Source organism: Massilia sp. LXY-6, from assembly GCF_051233485.1.
In the GTDB taxonomy this organism is placed as follows: domain Bacteria; phylum Pseudomonadota; class Gammaproteobacteria; order Burkholderiales; family Burkholderiaceae_D; genus Telluria.
In genome coordinates, this window is the sequence record NZ_JBKFGF010000022.1 from 1 (window position 1) to 15,131 (window position 15,131).

Sequence of the window (15,131 nt, forward strand, 5' to 3'; positions counted from 1 at the left end):
GCGGCTATGCGCAGTACGCTGCGGAACGCCGCGGCGCCTGATGTGTTGAAACCGGTCCCATGCGCCTGGCCCTGCTGACCGACCTGCACGCCAACCGCGAAGCCGTCGAGGCCTGCCTGGCGCATGCCGAGGGCCAGCGGGTCGACCAGTACGCCTTCACGGGCGATTTCGTCGGCTACGGCGCCGACCCGGCCTGGGTGGTACGCACGGTGATGGACCACGTGGCGCGCGGCGCGGTGGCGGTGCAGGGCAACCACGATTATGCGGTGACCCGTCCAGGCAGCCGGGAGCCCGGACGCCCCCGGATGCATGCCGAGGCACGGGAAGTGATCGAATGGACCCGCAGCCAGCTCGACCAGGAACAGATGGCCTTCCTGGCCGACCTGCCGCTGACGCAGAAGCACGGCAACGCCTTTTTCGTGCACGCCAGCGCGCATGACCCGATCCGCTGGGAGTACGTGACCGGCATCGGGGAGGCCGAGCGTTCGCTGAAGGCCAGCCGCAGCCGCATCGTGTTCTCCGGCCATGTGCACGCGCCGGCCTTGTATCGCCGCACCATTGAGGGCCGCATGGGCCTGCATGTTCCGGAGGCGGGCCAACGGATTCCCCTGCAGCCGCAGCACCAGTACCTCGTGCTGCCGGGATCCACCGGCCAGCCGCGCGACCAGAACAACGCGGCCAGCTATGCGGTGTTCGACGACGAGGCCAGGGACATCACCTATTTCCGGGTACCCTACGACCACGGCGCCGCGGCGCGCAAGGTGATCGCCGCGGGCTTGCCGATCGTATTCGCGATGCGTTTGATCGAAGGTTTGTGATCGGACCGCGTTGTCAAACCGCCGGTTCGCGCACCATGCGGCTCTTGCGCGAGCGGCTCATGAGGTACCAGATCACGGCCAGCGGCAGCAGCAGGGGCAGCAGCAACGGCGAGATCGCCAGCGCCAGCACCACGGCGCCGATACCGAGACCGCCGATCAGGATGACGCCGACGCCGGCGAACACCACCGCCAGGACCGCGCCCACCACCAGCATGACCAGGCCGGCCAGCAGCGTGCCGCCGCCCGCGAACAGCATCGCCAGCAGGGCGCCCAGCGGACCGTCGATCTCGTCGCCGTTGACATTGACGGCCATGCCGCTGCCGTTGAAGCCGAATGCGAACACGTTCCAGAGCAGCAGGGCGAACAGAAACAGGATGACGAAGGCGGCGGTCTTTTTCATGATGGTCCTCGTGATGATTGGTGGCTCGGTATGGTTCCAATGTATCCGTATCGCCCAGGGCGCTCCATCGGGATGCGACAGGCTGCCATTTTCCGGGGGCGGACCTGTCCCGGCGGGCGATGAGCGGTAGGCAATGCGCGGTGGGCGAAGTTGGCCAGAATCAAGCCTTGCAATGCGGGAGGCGAGGGCTATACTGGCAGCCTGCTCTGTCGCAGGAGGGAACCCTATGCTTTACTTACAGGATCATCCATCTTGGACGCACGATGTCCGGCTTGACAAGGGTGGCCACAAGAATCCGCCATCGGCGCCGCCGGCCATTCCTCCCATCATCATTACGCCGTTTAACAAAGAGATCCGGAATCCGGCAATCGACCCCCGCAAGCATTCGCCGGGGCCGCCCATCGTTCCGCCGCGCAGGCCCGACCTGCGCATGTAGCGCGCCCTTCGCGCCGCCGCTTTTTCGTACATACGCTGTCGATGGTGCTTGTCCAGAGCGCCGGAATTTCCTATGATCTGTCCTTTGGGCGATGCGCCCCGATTGGATTGGACGACATGAACGACGAAGCACCAGACCAGCACGACGAAGACGCTCCCGTACAGGAGGCGCGTCTGTGGCAGGACAACGGCTGGACCGCGCGCGTCATCAAGAACGAGGACGACGAGGGCTGGGCCGTCGCCATGTACAAGGATGGCGAGTCCGAACCGGCCCTGGTCGGCCCGTGGACGATGGGCCGCGACAAGAAGAACCCGAAACCGCTCGACGTGAACGCCTTCAACACGCTGGTGAAGACCGCGTACGAAGTGCTGCGCCGCCACGAGCAGCAGTTGCACGCGCAGTTGCACAAGAGCACCGTAATCTCGACGCCCGAGGGCGAACTGAAGGTCACGCTCGACATCGTGCCGGACGAGGACAATCCGTACGCCCTGCTAGCCGCCATCGACGAGATGGGCGAGCAGGTGGCCCAGGTGCGGGTCGATCCCGGCTTCAAGCTGTCGCCGGCGTCGGCGCTGGCCTGGGCGGAGAACGATTTCCGCGCACCGCGCTGAAATCGCTTCCGCATTTAAGCGACACTTTCCTCCCAGCAGCCCTCTGAACTGCTAATATTTCCCTAACGCATTATTTGTCGTGAGGGGAATCGATGGAAAACCGTCTTGCGCGCCTGGAAGCGGTGCAGGCCATGCTGCTCGAAATCGGGCAGCTGTCCGCCAGCTGTACCGACATCACCGAATTCATCGGCGCCGTGCACCGCGCGCTGGGCCGCATCATGTATGCGGAAAACTTCTACGTCGCCTTGTCCGAGCGCGAGGACGGCACCGTCCGCTTCGTGTATTTCGTCGACACCGTCGACCAGGGCCCGAGCCCGGACGAACGCGTGGCCCTGGCGTCGCCCGAGCAGTCGCCGACCGCCTGGGTGATGCTCAACAAGCAGGCACTGTCGATGACTTCCGACGAAGAGCGTGCGCGGGAGAACGGCAATACCTGGGGCCAGGGCAGCGTGGCCGAGCACTGGATGGGCTGCCCGCTGCTCGACCAGCAGCACGAGGTGCTGGGCGCGATCGTGATCCAGAGCTACATCCCGGAACATACCTACAGCGAGGAAGACCAGGCGCTGTTCGCCCTGATCGCGAACCATGTCTCGAACGCCCTGCAAGGCATGCAGAGCATGGACCGCCTCGAGCGTGCCGTGCAGGAACGCACCGCCGCGCTGGCGCGCGAAGTGGCCGAGCGCCGCCGCGCCGAGCAGGTCCAGCACGCGCTGTACCAGATCGCCGACCTGTCGGCCTCGGTGCTCGACACCGATGTGCTGGCCGCCAGCCTGCACCGCATCATCGGCGAGCTGATGGTGGCGAAGAACTTCCTGATCGCGCTGACCCATCCCGACAGAGGCGAACTCAGCGTTCCGTACTACGCCGACGAGAGGGACAGCTACCGCCCCAACCAGCGCTTCCCGCTCGGCGCCGGCATGGTGTCCTATGTGCTGCAGACGCGCCAGGCCCAGCTGCACGACGCCGGCAGCATCGCGCGCCTGCGCGCCGCCGGCAAGGTCAGGGAGCCGCTCGGGAACATCGACGTCGCCAGCTGGATCGGCGCGCCGATGCTGGTGCACGACAAGGCCTACGGCGTGCTGGTGGTGCAGAGCTACGATCCGGCCATCCTGTATACCAAGACCGAACTCGACCTGCTGGCCTTCATCGCCAGCCACGTGGCGGTGGCGCTCGCCCGCATGCAGGCCGACCGCGCGATCCGCACCGCCAAGGAGCACCTGGAAACGCAGAACGCGGCCCTCAACCTGGCGCTCACCCAGCTACAGGAAGCGCAAACCGAACTGGTGCGCCAGGAAAAGCTCGCCTCGCTCGGCCAGATGGTGGCCGGCGTCGCCCACGAGATCAACACCCCGCTGGGCATCTGCGTGACCGCCACCAGCCACCTGGTGCAGGAACTCAAGCTCACGAAGGAGGAGCTGGCCGCGGGACAGATGACGGAAGAGAGCCTGGACGGCTTCTTCGACGTGGTCGACCAGTCGCTGCGGATCATGACCACCAACACCCAGCGCGCCGCAAGCCTGGTGCGCAGCTTCAAGCAGGTGGCGGTGGACCAGTCCTCGGACAATATCCGCAATTTCAACCTGGGCAAGTACGTCGGCGAGATTTTGCTGTCGCTGCAGCCCAAGCTGAAAGGGCGGCCCGTCAAGGTGCAGATCGACTGCCCGGCGGACCTGGAACTGAACAGCTTCCCGGGCGCGGTGTCGCAGATCGTCACGAATATGGTGGTCAATTCGCTGGTGCACGGCTTCGAGCGCGGCCAGCCCGGCAACATCACGATCCGCGCCCGCCTGGAGGACGACGACACGGTCGCCTTCGAGTACGGCGACGACGGCGCCGGCATGGACGCCGAGACGCTGTCGAAACTGTTCGATCCCTTCTTCACGACCAAGCGCGGCAGCGGCGGCAGCGGCCTCGGCGCCCACATCCTCTACAACCTGGTGACCGGCTCGCTGGGCGGTTCGCTGCGCGCGGAAAGCAGCCCGGGCAAGGGGCTGCAGTATCACCTGCGCTTCCCGCGCAAGCTCAGGAAGGCGGGAGAGCCGGCGCTCGGTCTCTCCTGACGAAGCGGATCAGCCGCGCGGACGACGGCGACGGGCCGCCGCAAAGCCGGCAAATGCCACGCCCATCAACATCAGGCTGCCTGGTTCCGGGACGTTGGCAACGTGCAGGTTATCGATCGTAACTTTTACGTTGTTATCGATGTTCGCCGAGCGGAAGCCCAGGCTGTCGAACGAGGCAATGCTGCTATTGCCTGTTGCGGTGACGAGCGCCGAGACGACGTCGGATCCGGTTGGCTTGAACCATGCATCGATACTGTCGTAGTGCGCGTTGTCCTTGTCGCTCGACTTGTACAGGTGGCCGAACACCTGGTAGCTCTGGCCCGCAACGAGATCGCTGCCCGGCAGGAAGTAGCCGCCCTGGCCCGAGGTGCGCACGAACAGGTCGTTGGTGCAGGTCGGCTGTTTCGGGTCCCCCCCGCAATTGGCCTTCAGGCCGATATTCGGGCCATTCGAATCACCGAACCACAGGGCGACGAAGTCGTTCGTGCCCAACACACCCGAGTATTGCAGGGTGAAATCGACGAACACATCCGTAGTCTGGACGCTTGCCAGGTTGCGGACGGCCGCGTTATTCGCATCGGCGGCAAATACGAGCGCCGTGCTGCCGCCCGATTGCGTGATCGATGCCGGCGCTGGTTTCTTGCCCGTGGCCGCTGCAAGCGTCCAATCGCCATTCCAGCCAGCACTGACACCATCGAAATTATCCTGAGCAGTGATCAGGGTCGCGTTGGCGGCACCTGCGGTGGCGAATGCGAGAGCGGCGAAAATGGCGGCAGAGATTTTCATGGCAGTAAAGGTTGGTTAAAGATGTTTACCTTTAAGCACATTTCGTGCCAGAAATATAATTTTCTTTATAAACAATCACTTAAATGTTTATTCGGAAACATTGCCTGCCTTACTGTAAATTTTTCCGACAGGAATGAAGCCCGGCTGCGCTGACACCGGCTTGCACTTCCCGCGGCGGCGGATCAGGCCTGGTTCGCCAGGTCCGACAGCAGTTCGACCAGCTGGCCGATGTCGTAGGGCTTGGCCAGCATCTGCACCCCCGGCACCGTGGCGCGCTGGTCGGTGTAGCCGGTCGCCAGCACGACCGGCAGGCCGGGCCGGCGTTCGCGCAGGATGCCGGCCAGGTCGATGCCGCTGATCTTGCCCGGCATGACGATGTCCGAGAAGGCGACGTCAATGTCGAGGCCGCCTTCGATCATCGCCAGCGCACGTTCGCCGTCGGCCGCCACCAGCACCTCGAAACCCGCTTCCTCCAGGCCGTGCGCGACGGCTTCGCGCACCAGCACATCGTCCTCGACGAACAGGACCCGGCCGCTGGCCTGCAGCGCCGCGGTGTGGCCGCCGCGGGCGGGCTGCGGCGACAGCGGCTGGGTGGAGCGCGGCAGGTAGAGTTCCACCGTGGTGCCCTGGCCCGGGGTGCTGGACAGCGCCAGCACGCCCTGCGACTGGGTGGCGAAGGCATACGCCTGCGCCAGTCCGAGTCCGGTGCCCTTGCCGGGCTCCTTGGTGGTGAAGAACGGGTCGAGGGCGCGCGCCAGCACCTCGGGCGCCATGCCGGTTCCGGTGTCCTGGACGGTCACCAGCACGAAATCGCCGCCACTGCCGCCGCCACTGCCGCCGCCGCTGCGTTCGCGGTTCGGTTCCAGCACGCAGTTGCGCGCGCCGATGGCCAGGCGGCCGCCGTCGGGCATGGCGTCGCGCGCATTGATCGCCAGGTTGAGCAGGGCGAGGTCGAACTGCAGCGGGTCGACGGTCACCGGCCAGAGATCGTCTTCGCATGCGAGTTCGAGCGCGATCCCCTGGCGCAGCACGTTGCGGATCAGTTGCACGGAATTGCGCAGCTGCTCGTACGGATCGACCGTCAGCAGCCTGGCGTCCTGCACCCGGCCGAAGGAGCCGAGCTGGCCGGTGAGTGCGGTGGCGCGGCTGACGGTGCGCTTGCAGGTGTCGATCAGGCCCTGCACCTTGGGCTGGGTCGAGGTCAGCGAGGCCATCTGCAGGGCCGTGGTGAGGGTCTGCAGCAGGTTGTTGAATTCGTGGGCGATGCCGCCGGTAAGGCGGCCCAGGGCCTCCAGCTTCTGGCCGCGCATCAGGGCCGCCTGCGCCTGTTCGTTGGCGGCAACCGCCTCGGCGACGCGCTGTTCCAGCTCGGTCTGGGCGCGGCGGATCTGGCGGCTGGCCTCGGCCATGCGGCGCGCCACCGCGTCGATCTCGACGATCTGCTGTGGCTCGTAGGCGATCTCACGGCCCTGGCCGAGGTCTTCGGCGCTGCGGCCCAGGTATTCGATGGGGCCGATGGCGCGCCGGCCGAAGTGGCGCGCCAGCAGCACCGCCAGCACCAGCAGCGCGCTCATGATCCCCGCCAGGAAGGCGGCCGCATGCAGCGGCACGCGCTGCAGCTCGGCCTTGGGAATGCTGACCAGCACCCGCCACTGCGAGTCCGGCACCGTGCTGAAGAAACCCTGGGCCAGCGTGCCGGACAGGTTATGGCCTTCGAACACGCCCTCGCTGCCGGTGGCGAAGTTCTGCAGCGCGCGATCGCTCACCGAGCGGCCGCGGAACCGGTCGGCGTCGCGCGAGCGCGCCACGATCCGGCCCTTGCGGTCGATGATCGAGACCACCCACTCGGCGGGGAAGCGCTGCTCCGTCATGAGGTCCTGCAGGGTGCTGGCGTTCACGCCCATGCTGAGGAAGTAGCGGATGCGGCCGTCGACCGTCACCGGCACCTGGACCACGAAGTCGAGACGGCCGCCGACCGGCGCCGTGAACAGGTCGGACACCAGGGTGCGCTCCCGTCCGTGCCTCGTCATCAGCTCGGCCACGTTGGAGGCGCGCCGGGCCGGCAGCGGCGTGCCCGGTGCCGCCCGGGTATTCAGCAGCTGGCGGCCATCCAGGTCGAACAGGACGATGACGGCTTCCGGGGTCGGCGCCAGGACCTTGGCATGACGGTAGAACTCGTCGAAGTCGCCGCGCGCCAGCGAGGGCGAGCTGGCGAGCGCGCGCAGGATGCCTTCCTTGATCTCCAGCTCGTTGTCGACCAGCAGTGCGAAGGCGCGGACCGTTTCCTTCACGCTGTTTTCCTGGGCCCGCCTTTCTTCCAGGTAGACGTAGCCGACCGCCAGCGTTGCCGCGGTAAAGGTCGGCACCAGGATGGCCAGGATGAGGACCAGCAGTCGGGTTCGGATGCGCATCGGACAAAGTTGTGTTCGGGGCAATAATGCTCCGGCGGGCGTAGTCTACCCGACAATCATGTGCTTTGTCCCCACCCGGTCCGGCTGTTCAGCCCGTAATACTCAGTCCGGCCAGCGGCGGTTGATCTCGTCCGCCTTGTCGATGTTCTTGATGAGGATATCGACGTAATGGGGATCGAGATGGTGGCCCGCCACTTCGTGCAGGTAGTCGCGCACCTGCCCGATCGGCCAGGCCTGCTTGTAGCAGCGCTCGTGGGTGAGGGCGTCGAACACGTCGGCCACCGCCACGATGCGCGCATACGGGTGGATCTGCTCGGCCTTCAGGCCCTGCGGATAGCCGCTGCCGTCCCACTTCTCGTGGTGCTGGTGGGCGATCACGGCCGCCGCCTTCAGGATCGGACGCTGCGAGCCGTCCAGGATCTGCAGGCCGACGGTCGGGTGCAGCTTCATGATTTCCCATTCCTCGGGCGTGAGGCGGCCCGGCTTGAGCAGCACCGCGTCCGGGGTGGCGATCTTGCCGATGTCGTGCATCGGCGCCGCGTGCATCAGCACCGCGGTCTCGTCCTCGGACATGCCGGATGCCTCGGCCAGCAGGTGGCAGACCTGGGCCATGCGGCGCACGTGGTTGCCGGCCTCGTTCGAGCGCGATTCGACCACGTCGCCGAGGCGCAGGATCAGCTCGGCCTGGGTATCGGTGATCTCCTGGTTCAGCAGAATGTTGTCGAAGGCGATCGCCACGCCCGAGCAGAACACGTCGAGCAGCTGGACGTCGATCTCGGAAATCTCTTCGACGCCCTTCAGCACCAGCAGCGACGCCTTGCCGCTGTTGTTCGGGAAGTAGCCGACATAGGTGTCGCCATGCAGCTTGGAGATGCGGTTGTGGCGCGCATCGTCCAGCTGGGCCACCAGTTCGGGGCCGATGTCGTCTTCGCCCATCTCGCCGATGCGGGCCAGGATCTCGTAGCGGCTCTCGCCGGTGATGACGCTGGCGCCGGCCACGCGCAGCAGCATGCTCTGCTCGAGGCGCAGCAGGGCCACGACCTGCTGCAACAGGCCGCTGGCGAAATCTTTCAGGTTGCGCTGCTGGAAGATGTGCGCGGAAGCGGCGATCACGCGCTCCAGGCCTTCGCGGTAGGTCAGCTGCACGCGGCGCGCATCCTCGACCTTCATGATGTCGCGGTAGGCGCGCAGCGCGGCGAAAGTGGTGGTGAACAGCTTCGTGCGGTCGAGCTCGGTCTTTTCCTTGTAATCGTTGATGTCGTAGTCGACGATCACGCGCTCTTCCGGCGCCTGCCCGGGCTGGCCGGTGCGCAGCACGATACGGGTGAACTGGTTGTCCAGCTCCTGGCGCATCCAGCGTGCCACTTCGAGGCCGCTGTCTTCGCGCTCCATCACCACGTCCAGGAACACCAGCGCAATGTCTTTTTCGCGGGCCAGCACCTGCTTGGCCTCTTCGCCGCTGTAGGCATGGAGGAAACTGAGGCTGCGGCCGTCCAGGCGGAAGCGCGACAGGGTCAGTTTCGTGATGTCATGGATATCCGGCTCGTCATCGACGAGCAACACTTTCCAGGGAGCGAGCTTGGGCGCAGCTGAAGACAGGAATGACATAAGACGATATCCGTATCGGTATGTGTCGAAAAGAGCAAAAGCTTGCGCTAAAGCAGCACCGCTTCAAAATGATTGTAGTATGAGCAGTAGCCATTAACAACCGGAAATATTGAAATTACAAGGGATAAAGTCACAAAGTTGCAACGTAATAATCCTGCAGTATTTACAGCGTGGCATCTACGGCGCGCTTAGCCATAGCGTTTCTGGCAGCGCTCGCACCAGAAGCTGCGCCGGTTCGAGCGGCCGAGATTGGCTTTATGGAAGGGAATATGGCAGCGCGGACAGGTTTTCTGGGCGTGCGCCAGCCAGTGCTGCTTGAGGGTGAATTCCTTTTTCCAGGCCAGGAAGTCGAAGCTGTACTGGCGCGCCTGCTCGACCAGGGCGCGCAGCTTGGCGGGTGGCAGGGCCCCGACCGTGGATAGCGGGTGCAGGCGGATGCGGAACAGGACCTCGTTCTTGATGATGTTGCCGACGCCGGAAAAGATCTCCTGGTCGAGCAGGGCGTCGCAGGCCAGCATGTCGGGCGCCGCACGCAGCTTCTTGCGCGCCTTCTTCGGGTTCCAGGCGTCGGACATCACGTCCGCTTCCCAGTCGTAGAGCGCGTCGAGGTCGCAGTCGACTTCCTTCACCGAGCAAGCGTAGAAGTTGATAAAACCGCCGTCGGCAAAGTGCAGCGACAGGCGCGGCGGCTTGTCCCGCTCTTCGTTGATGCGGTAGGTGCCGAACAGCAGCATGTGGATGCGCACCGCCATGGTCGGCATCTGGATAAAAAACTGCTTGCCCCAGGTGCGCAGCGCCAGCACCGGCTGATTCAGCAGGCGCGCGGTGTCGATGGCCCAGGTATTGCCCTCGGCACGCACGATGGTCTGGCCCACGAAGCGGGCGGTCTGTTCCTTCAGAATATAGAGCGATGGTCCTTCCGGCACGGTCTTCTCCCTTCGGACCGATTGTCCAGCGGAAGAGCCTGGAACAGGTGTGCGGGGACTAACATTTGATTACAAACTGGCGAAACAGGGTGGCGGACACGAGCATCTAATGGGGCGTATATTGGTAGCGGGAAGGTGAGTTCCCTGAAAGGACAAGGACATGAAATCGTTTATGCAGAAGATAGCCCTGGCGGGCCTGTTCGCGCTGGCGGCCGGCAGTGCCGGCGCCGCCGTGACGGTGAATTATGTGCAGCCGGACAAATTCAGCGACCTGCCTTTTACGCCGTGGGAGCGCGAGGACACGCTGAAGCAACTGACCGAGCACTTCATGTGGCTGGGCAGCAGCCTGCCGCCGGGCCAGGACCTGCGCATCGAGGTGCTGGACATCGACCTGGCCGGCCGCGCGGTCCCGAATGCGCGCACGGGCCGCGACCTGCGCATCTTGCGCGGACAGGCCGACTGGCCGCGCATGGAGCTGCGCTATTCGCTGGAGCAGAACGGCCAGGTGATCAAGAGCGGCGAGGCGCAACTGTCGGACATGACTTACCTCGACCACCGGACCCGTTACTTCGACAGCGAACCGCTGCGCTACGAAAAGCAGATGATCGACGACTGGTTCCAGAAGACCATCGGCCCGCTGCCGCGCGACCGCCGCTGATCCCGCATCCTTTCGACAAACCTGGAACGCCGGCCTGTGCCGGCGTTCTTGTTTTGGACCACAACATTGCGATACAAATCAGCTCGGCTATCAGCGAGCACAGGTGGTAAACCGGGCGTATATTGATGGTTGCAACGACAACGTCAAGGAGAGGACAAGAACATGAAATCGATCATGCACAAAATGGCTCTCGCAAGTCTGTTTGCGCTGGCGGCCGGCAATGCCGGTGCCGCCGTGACGGTGACCTACGTGAACCCGGACAATTTTACAGATCTGCCGTTCGGGTCCCCGGAGCGCGAGGATGCGCTGAAGGACCTGACCGAGCACTTCAACAGGCTGGGCAGCAGCCTGCCGCCGGGCCAGGACCTGCGCATCGACGTGCTGGACGTCGACCTGGCCGGGCGTCCGATTCCGCGGCCGCAGGCAGTCCGCGAAGTGCGCATCCTGCGCAACACGGACTGGCCGCGCATGGAACTGCGCTATTCGCTGGAGCAGAACGGGCAGGTGCTCAAGAGCGGCGAGGCGCGGCTGTCGGACATGGCCTATCTCGACCGCCGCAGCCGCTACTTCGACAATGTCACGCTGCGCTACGACAAGCAGATGATCGACGACTGGTACCAGTCGACCATCGGCCCGATGCCGCGCAACGCCCGCCACTGATCCCGCATCGTCGTACAGACCCGCGACGTTGTCGAAAACCTTTAGTCGATCCAGTTCACACGGTCGAATTTGCCGCGGAAGTCGTCCGGCATGACCACTACCTGGCTGGTCTTGTAGTTAAAGAAGACGAAGCCCTGCTTGGCCATCGCCACCAGCTTCTTGTCGCGCGGACGGGTGATGCGGAAGATGATGTCGCCGCCGTACTTGTTGAAATCCATGACCCCGACCTCGAACAGCAACTGGTCGCGCGCATGGGCTTCGGCGCGGTAGGTGGTGGCCAGGTCCGTGACGATGATGCCGGTGCCGTCGCGCTCGGTTTCGGGGACGCCGAACTCGAACAGGAAGCGGGCGCGCGCCTCGGAGATCATCGAGATCATCGAGTCGTTGCCGAGGTGGTTGGCGGCGTTGATGTCGGTGACGCGCACCGTCAGCAAGGTCGTGTAGTGATACTGGTCTTCAGGGAAGTTGAGCTGTAAGCGTGCCATGGCAAATATAAAAAGTCAGTCCTGGCGGGTCAGGCGGTAGATCAAGAGAGCGGCGCGGATCGCGCTGCGTTCGATCGAGGCGGCTTCCAGGGTTTCGTTCGGCGAATGCGCGCCGCCGCCGGCGGCGCCCAGGCCGTCGAGGCTGTCGACGAAGGGCGCGGCGAACTGGATGTCGCCGGCGCCGCGCGATTCCGGCGGCACCGCGCCGATCGGACCCAGGCCGGCATCCTGGCTGGCCCGGGAATACTGTTCCAGCACCTTCAGGTTACCGGGCGTGACCGCCATCGGCGGATACGAGTCGCGGAAATGGATCGTGGCGCTGGCGCCCGGCAGGCTCTGGCCCACGATCTCGCGCATGCGCGCTTGCGCGCGGTCGCGCTGCGGGTAATCCAGGTAGCGCAAATCGCCCTTCACGGTCACGGTATTGGCGATGACGTTGGTCTTGCCGAAGGCGCTGCCGCGCGAGTTGACCTCGTCGAAGGCCACTTCGGTGCCGCCCAGGATCACGCCGGGATTGAAGGTGAGCCCCGGTTCCACGACCTGCTGGCGGAAGGCGTCGAGGATGCGCGCGGCCTCGTACACGGCGCCGTAGCCGCCCGGTCCGAACACACCCATCGAGTGCGCCTGGCGTGCCTTGATTTCCAGTTCGAAGAAGGCAGTGGAGCGCCGCCCCACGGTGGCGGCCGGCGTGCCGTCCTTGCCGGGCATGCTGCCTTCGAAGCTCAGCGCGACGTCGCTGCGCTTGGCCAGTGCGACCATGTCGCCACGCGACATGCTTTTGGGATTGCCGGCCTCTTCCTCGTCGCCGGTGAGCATCACGGCGATGCGGGCGCCATCCAGCGCGCCTACCCGCTTGAGTGCGCGCAGCGCCTCGACGATGATCACGTCGCCGCCTTTCATGTCGGACACGCCCTGGCCCCTGATCTGGCTGACCGTGCCGTCGGGGCCGGTTTGCGGTTCCCAGGCCGGCGTCGTATTGCCCGGTTCGAACACGGTGTCGAGGTGGCCGAGCAGCAGTAGGCGCTTGCCGCCGCCCTGGCGCCCGCCTGGCTCGCGCTCGGCCAGCAGGTGGCCGGCGCGCTGCATCTCCGGCGGCATCTCGATCCAGCGCGTCTTGAAGCCGAGTTCGTCGAACTGGTCGCGGAACAGCTTGCCGACGGCGCGCACGCCCGCCTGGTTCATCGTACCGCTGTTGATGAGGACGCTTTGCCGGAGCAGCTCCAGGGCTTGCGGCGCATGCGCGTGGATCTCGGCCACGATCTGCTGTTCCACCGGGCTGAGCGCCTGAACCGCCTGCTGCGCTCCCGCCACCTGCACCACCATGCCTGCCGCCAGCCCCAGCACTGTCTTCATCGTCCCGCGCATCGCATCTTTCCAAAAAATAAGATGCTCAACTGTACACCGATTCGGTGCCGGCGGCTGTATGGACAGGCCCGGGTCAACGTGGCTTGTCGGTCGGGTAGGGCGGACGGCGGCGCATTTTCCGGACGATGCCGTCGCGGTCCAGCAGCAGCACCAGCTCGGTGTGGTGGCCGGCGCCGGCGTCGGCCTCGTACAGCCAGGTCTCGAAGCCGCTGTCGAAGCTGACCGTCTTGGTCGGGCCGAAGGCGGCCAGCAGCTCGGCACGCGTGGTGCGGCCGGGCACGACCAGTTGCGCAAAGCGGTCTTCGGCAACGATCTTGCCGGGTTCGGTGTTGCCGGTGGCGCAGCCATTCAATAACAGGGCGGCGCACAGGAAGGCGATGGCGGACTTCATGGCGGGCCCTCCGCGGGCGGGTCATCCATGTACTCGAAGCTGACCAGGGTGTCGTCGGGCCAGCTGCGGTCCCAGATCGGCGCGTAATAGGTGCGGTCGAGCAGGACCTGGCAATCGCAGAAGGGCAGCATCTCGCGGGTCTGCTCGGCGCCGGCGTACAGCATGCGGAAGGGCAGGATCTCGGTGCGCTCGCCGGCCTGCAGGATCACCGAGAACACGGGGCGATCCGTGAAGAACAGGAAATTGCCGTCCGGGCTGTTGCAGACCTGTTCCGGGGTAGTGAGGGCATTCGAGATCCAGCCGAACAGCGGCGAGCTGTTCGACACCAGGCCGGCCTCCATGCCGACCAGGCACTCCAGGCGCAGGTCGCCCAGGCGCCGCGTGCCGGGTGGCAAGCCGGGCGTGGTGACCTGGGCGCGCCAGGTCATGCTGGTGGTCTTGCGGTTGGCGACCACGGCCGCGTCTTCGCGTAGCGCCTGCTCGTTGCGCGGCAGGACGAAGGTATTGTCCTCGGCCACCTGCACCGGAATGGCGATGTGGTCGCCGAGCACGCGCAGCGTGATGCCGTGCATGTTCACGCCGGGCGTGCGCGGCAGCAGGTGAAAGCGCAGGGTGGCCTGGGGCGCCAGCGCATGTTCGCGCTCGAAGCGTTCCATACCCCGGATCATCTTGCGGTAGGACTTGTCGACCGGATCGCGGGTCGAGGTCACGGTGACGGTCTGCGGCTTGCCTGCCGGTACATCCGCATTCCCTTGCTGCGCCGACGCAATGGCCGGCAAGGCAAGGACGGAGAATGCAAGCAGAAAACCGGTCAGGCGCCGCATGCCGACCGCTTACCAGTAACGGACACGGCCGACGTCCATGTGGACGAATTGCGAGTCCGGGTAATAGCCGACCCCGCCCGCCTTCTGCGACATCGCGATCTTGTGCAGCTTGGCCAGGTCCTGGCCCGGGATGCGCACGTCGATGGCCTTGCCTTCCATGTGCAGGCTGTGTTTCGCGACGCCGGGCGTATCCTCGTGCAACATCGCATTCGTTTCCGGCGAACGGTAGCCCGAAATCACGTGCAGGGTCGGATGGCTGCCGTACTGGGCGCTGATGCGGTCGAGCAGCACCAGCAACTGCGGATCCATGGCCGAGATCTTGTTGTTGCGGTGATCGCGCAGCAACTTGTTAATGTCCTGCAGCGCTTCCGGAATGAACTGGCCTTCGGCCCAGAAAATGCTGCGCAGGCTCTCGCCCGTGTGGGTGTTGTACAGGCGCAAGACGCGCTCGTTCGGCGGCGCCGTACCGGGAATGGTTGCGGCCTTGGCCGATTTGATGACTGCCGGCGCGCCGATCACGGAGGCCAGCATGGCGGAGCTTTTGAGGAAGGAGCGTCGCTGGTTCATGAGCTTTTCCTTATGCTGTTCGTCAAGAAGACATGATACGCCTCATGCAGGATGCATGCAGGCGGATAAGTTCCCTTGGGGCTGTCAGTCCAGAACTACAAGATGGCGCAGCAGGTGGCATAGAA

Annotated in this window: 15 protein-coding genes; 5 read left to right on the forward strand and 10 right to left on the reverse strand. The window is 65.0% G+C overall.

The genetic code is table 11. From position 1 onward, the window contains the following. The first annotated feature begins 59 nt into the window (after nt 1-59). The gene (locus ACI48D_RS11380) at nt 60-818 is read left to right on the forward strand and encodes a metallophosphoesterase family protein (protein ID WP_435571331.1); all 759 of its coding nucleotides are present in this window, start codon (nt 60-62) and stop codon (nt 816-818) included. A 13-nt stretch (nt 819-831) separates the two neighbouring features. Here ACI48D_RS11380 and ACI48D_RS11385 read toward each other — a convergent pair whose 3' ends face one another. Then, complete coding sequence (locus ACI48D_RS11385; protein WP_435571332.1) at nt 832-1,218, reverse strand: hypothetical protein; 387 nt, start codon at nt 1,216-1,218, stop codon at nt 832-834. Nucleotides 1,219-1,770: 552 nt separating this feature from the next. Between ACI48D_RS11385 and ACI48D_RS11390 the strand changes: the two genes are divergently transcribed. After that, a complete protein-coding gene (locus ACI48D_RS11390) occupies nt 1,771-2,265 on the forward strand; it encodes a hypothetical protein (protein WP_435571333.1) in 495 nt (164 codons plus the stop codon). 92 nt (nt 2,266-2,357) lie between these two features. Further along, nucleotides 2,358-4,325, forward strand: a complete 1,968-nt coding sequence (locus ACI48D_RS11395) for a GAF domain-containing protein (protein ID WP_435571334.1) — start codon at nt 2,358-2,360, stop codon at nt 4,323-4,325. A 9-nt stretch (nt 4,326-4,334) separates the two neighbouring features. Here the strand turns inward: ACI48D_RS11395 and ACI48D_RS11400 are convergent, their stop codons facing one another. The 4 genes from ACI48D_RS11400 to ACI48D_RS11415 form a co-directional block, all read right to left on the reverse strand. Further along, nucleotides 4,335-5,111, reverse strand: a complete 777-nt coding sequence (locus ACI48D_RS11400) for a PEP-CTERM sorting domain-containing protein (protein WP_435571335.1) — start codon at nt 5,109-5,111, stop codon at nt 4,335-4,337. A 182-nt stretch (nt 5,112-5,293) separates the two neighbouring features. Further along, nucleotides 5,294-7,522, reverse strand: coding sequence for an ATP-binding protein (locus tag ACI48D_RS11405; protein ID WP_435571336.1), 2,229 nt, complete (start codon nt 7,520-7,522; stop codon nt 5,294-5,296). A 102-nt stretch (nt 7,523-7,624) separates the two neighbouring features. Beyond that, nucleotides 7,625-9,130 (reverse strand): HD domain-containing phosphohydrolase, encoded by a 1,506-nt coding sequence (locus ACI48D_RS11410; protein ID WP_435571337.1) that lies wholly within the window; start codon nt 9,128-9,130, stop codon nt 7,625-7,627. 188 nt (nt 9,131-9,318) lie between these two features. Further along, nucleotides 9,319-10,056: a DNA-formamidopyrimidine glycosylase family protein gene (locus ACI48D_RS11415; protein WP_435571338.1), complete on the reverse strand. Its 738-nt coding sequence runs from the start codon at nt 10,054-10,056 to the stop codon at nt 9,319-9,321. Between the two features lie 160 nt (nt 10,057-10,216). On the opposite strand from ACI48D_RS11415, the gene ACI48D_RS11420 reads away from it, so the two are divergent. Both ACI48D_RS11420 and ACI48D_RS11425 read left to right on the forward strand, forming a co-directional pair. Continuing rightward, nucleotides 10,217-10,714, forward strand: coding sequence for a DUF3016 domain-containing protein (locus ACI48D_RS11420; protein ID WP_435571339.1), 498 nt, complete (start codon nt 10,217-10,219; stop codon nt 10,712-10,714). Between the two features lie 174 nt (nt 10,715-10,888). Beyond that, a complete protein-coding gene (locus ACI48D_RS11425; RefSeq protein ID WP_435571340.1) occupies nt 10,889-11,374 on the forward strand; it encodes a DUF3016 domain-containing protein in 486 nt (161 codons plus the stop codon). 41 nt (nt 11,375-11,415) lie between these two features. Here ACI48D_RS11425 and ACI48D_RS11430 read toward each other — a convergent pair whose 3' ends face one another. From ACI48D_RS11430 to ACI48D_RS11450, 5 genes are all read right to left on the reverse strand, one after another. After that, entirely contained in the window at nt 11,416-11,859 is a 444-nt protein-coding gene (locus ACI48D_RS11430) for a thioesterase family protein (protein ID WP_435571341.1), read from the reverse strand. A 15-nt stretch (nt 11,860-11,874) separates the two neighbouring features. Beyond that, nucleotides 11,875-13,212 carry a M20/M25/M40 family metallo-hydrolase gene (locus tag ACI48D_RS11435; protein ID WP_435571342.1) on the reverse strand — a complete coding sequence of 446 codons (1,338 nt, stop codon included), beginning with the start codon at nt 13,210-13,212 and terminating at the stop codon, nt 11,875-11,877. 85 nt (nt 13,213-13,297) lie between these two features. Further along, nucleotides 13,298-13,615 (reverse strand): hypothetical protein, encoded by a 318-nt coding sequence (locus tag ACI48D_RS11440; protein WP_435571343.1) that lies wholly within the window; start codon nt 13,613-13,615, stop codon nt 13,298-13,300. Further along, nucleotides 13,612-14,439: a hypothetical protein gene (locus tag ACI48D_RS11445; RefSeq protein ID WP_435571344.1), complete on the reverse strand. Its 828-nt coding sequence runs from the start codon at nt 14,437-14,439 to the stop codon at nt 13,612-13,614. Before ACI48D_RS11445 ends, ACI48D_RS11440 begins: the two co-directional genes overlap by 4 nt. A gap of 9 nt (nt 14,440-14,448) precedes the next feature. Then, nucleotides 14,449-15,006, reverse strand: coding sequence for a DUF882 domain-containing protein (locus ACI48D_RS11450; protein WP_435571345.1), 558 nt, complete (start codon nt 15,004-15,006; stop codon nt 14,449-14,451). Between the last annotated feature and the right edge of the window lie 125 nt (nt 15,007-15,131).

Bases quoted from the DNA above. Each gene is read 5' to 3' on its own strand.
- ACI48D_RS11410 (WP_435571337.1), bottom strand. From the start codon at position 9,130: ATGTCATTCCTGTCTTCAGCTGCGCCCAAGCTCGCTCCCTGGAAAGTG.
- ACI48D_RS11420 (WP_435571339.1), top strand. From the start codon at position 10,217: ATGAAATCGTTTATGCAGAAGATAGCCCTGGCGGGCCTGTTCGCGCTG.
- ACI48D_RS11450 (WP_435571345.1), bottom strand. From the start codon at position 15,006: ATGAACCAGCGACGCTCCTTCCTCAAAAGCTCCGCCATGCTGGCCTCC.
- ACI48D_RS11380 (WP_435571331.1), top strand. From the start codon at position 60: ATGCGCCTGGCCCTGCTGACCGACCTGCACGCCAACCGCGAAGCCGTC.
- ACI48D_RS11400 (WP_435571335.1), bottom strand. From the start codon at position 5,111: ATGAAAATCTCTGCCGCCATTTTCGCCGCTCTCGCATTCGCCACCGCA.
- ACI48D_RS11430 (WP_435571341.1), bottom strand. From the start codon at position 11,859: ATGGCACGCTTACAGCTCAACTTCCCTGAAGACCAGTATCACTACACG.
- ACI48D_RS11440 (WP_435571343.1), bottom strand. From the start codon at position 13,615: ATGAAGTCCGCCATCGCCTTCCTGTGCGCCGCCCTGTTATTGAATGGC.
- ACI48D_RS11390 (WP_435571333.1), top strand. From the start codon at position 1,771: ATGAACGACGAAGCACCAGACCAGCACGACGAAGACGCTCCCGTACAG.
- ACI48D_RS11405 (WP_435571336.1), bottom strand. From the start codon at position 7,522: ATGCGCATCCGAACCCGACTGCTGGTCCTCATCCTGGCCATCCTGGTG.
- ACI48D_RS11425 (WP_435571340.1), top strand. From the start codon at position 10,889: ATGCACAAAATGGCTCTCGCAAGTCTGTTTGCGCTGGCGGCCGGCAAT.
- ACI48D_RS11395 (WP_435571334.1), top strand. From the start codon at position 2,358: ATGGAAAACCGTCTTGCGCGCCTGGAAGCGGTGCAGGCCATGCTGCTC.
- ACI48D_RS11435 (WP_435571342.1), bottom strand. From the start codon at position 13,212: ATGAAGACAGTGCTGGGGCTGGCGGCAGGCATGGTGGTGCAGGTGGCG.
- ACI48D_RS11445 (WP_435571344.1), bottom strand. From the start codon at position 14,439: ATGCGGCGCCTGACCGGTTTTCTGCTTGCATTCTCCGTCCTTGCCTTG.
- ACI48D_RS11385 (WP_435571332.1), bottom strand. From the start codon at position 1,218: ATGAAAAAGACCGCCGCCTTCGTCATCCTGTTTCTGTTCGCCCTGCTG.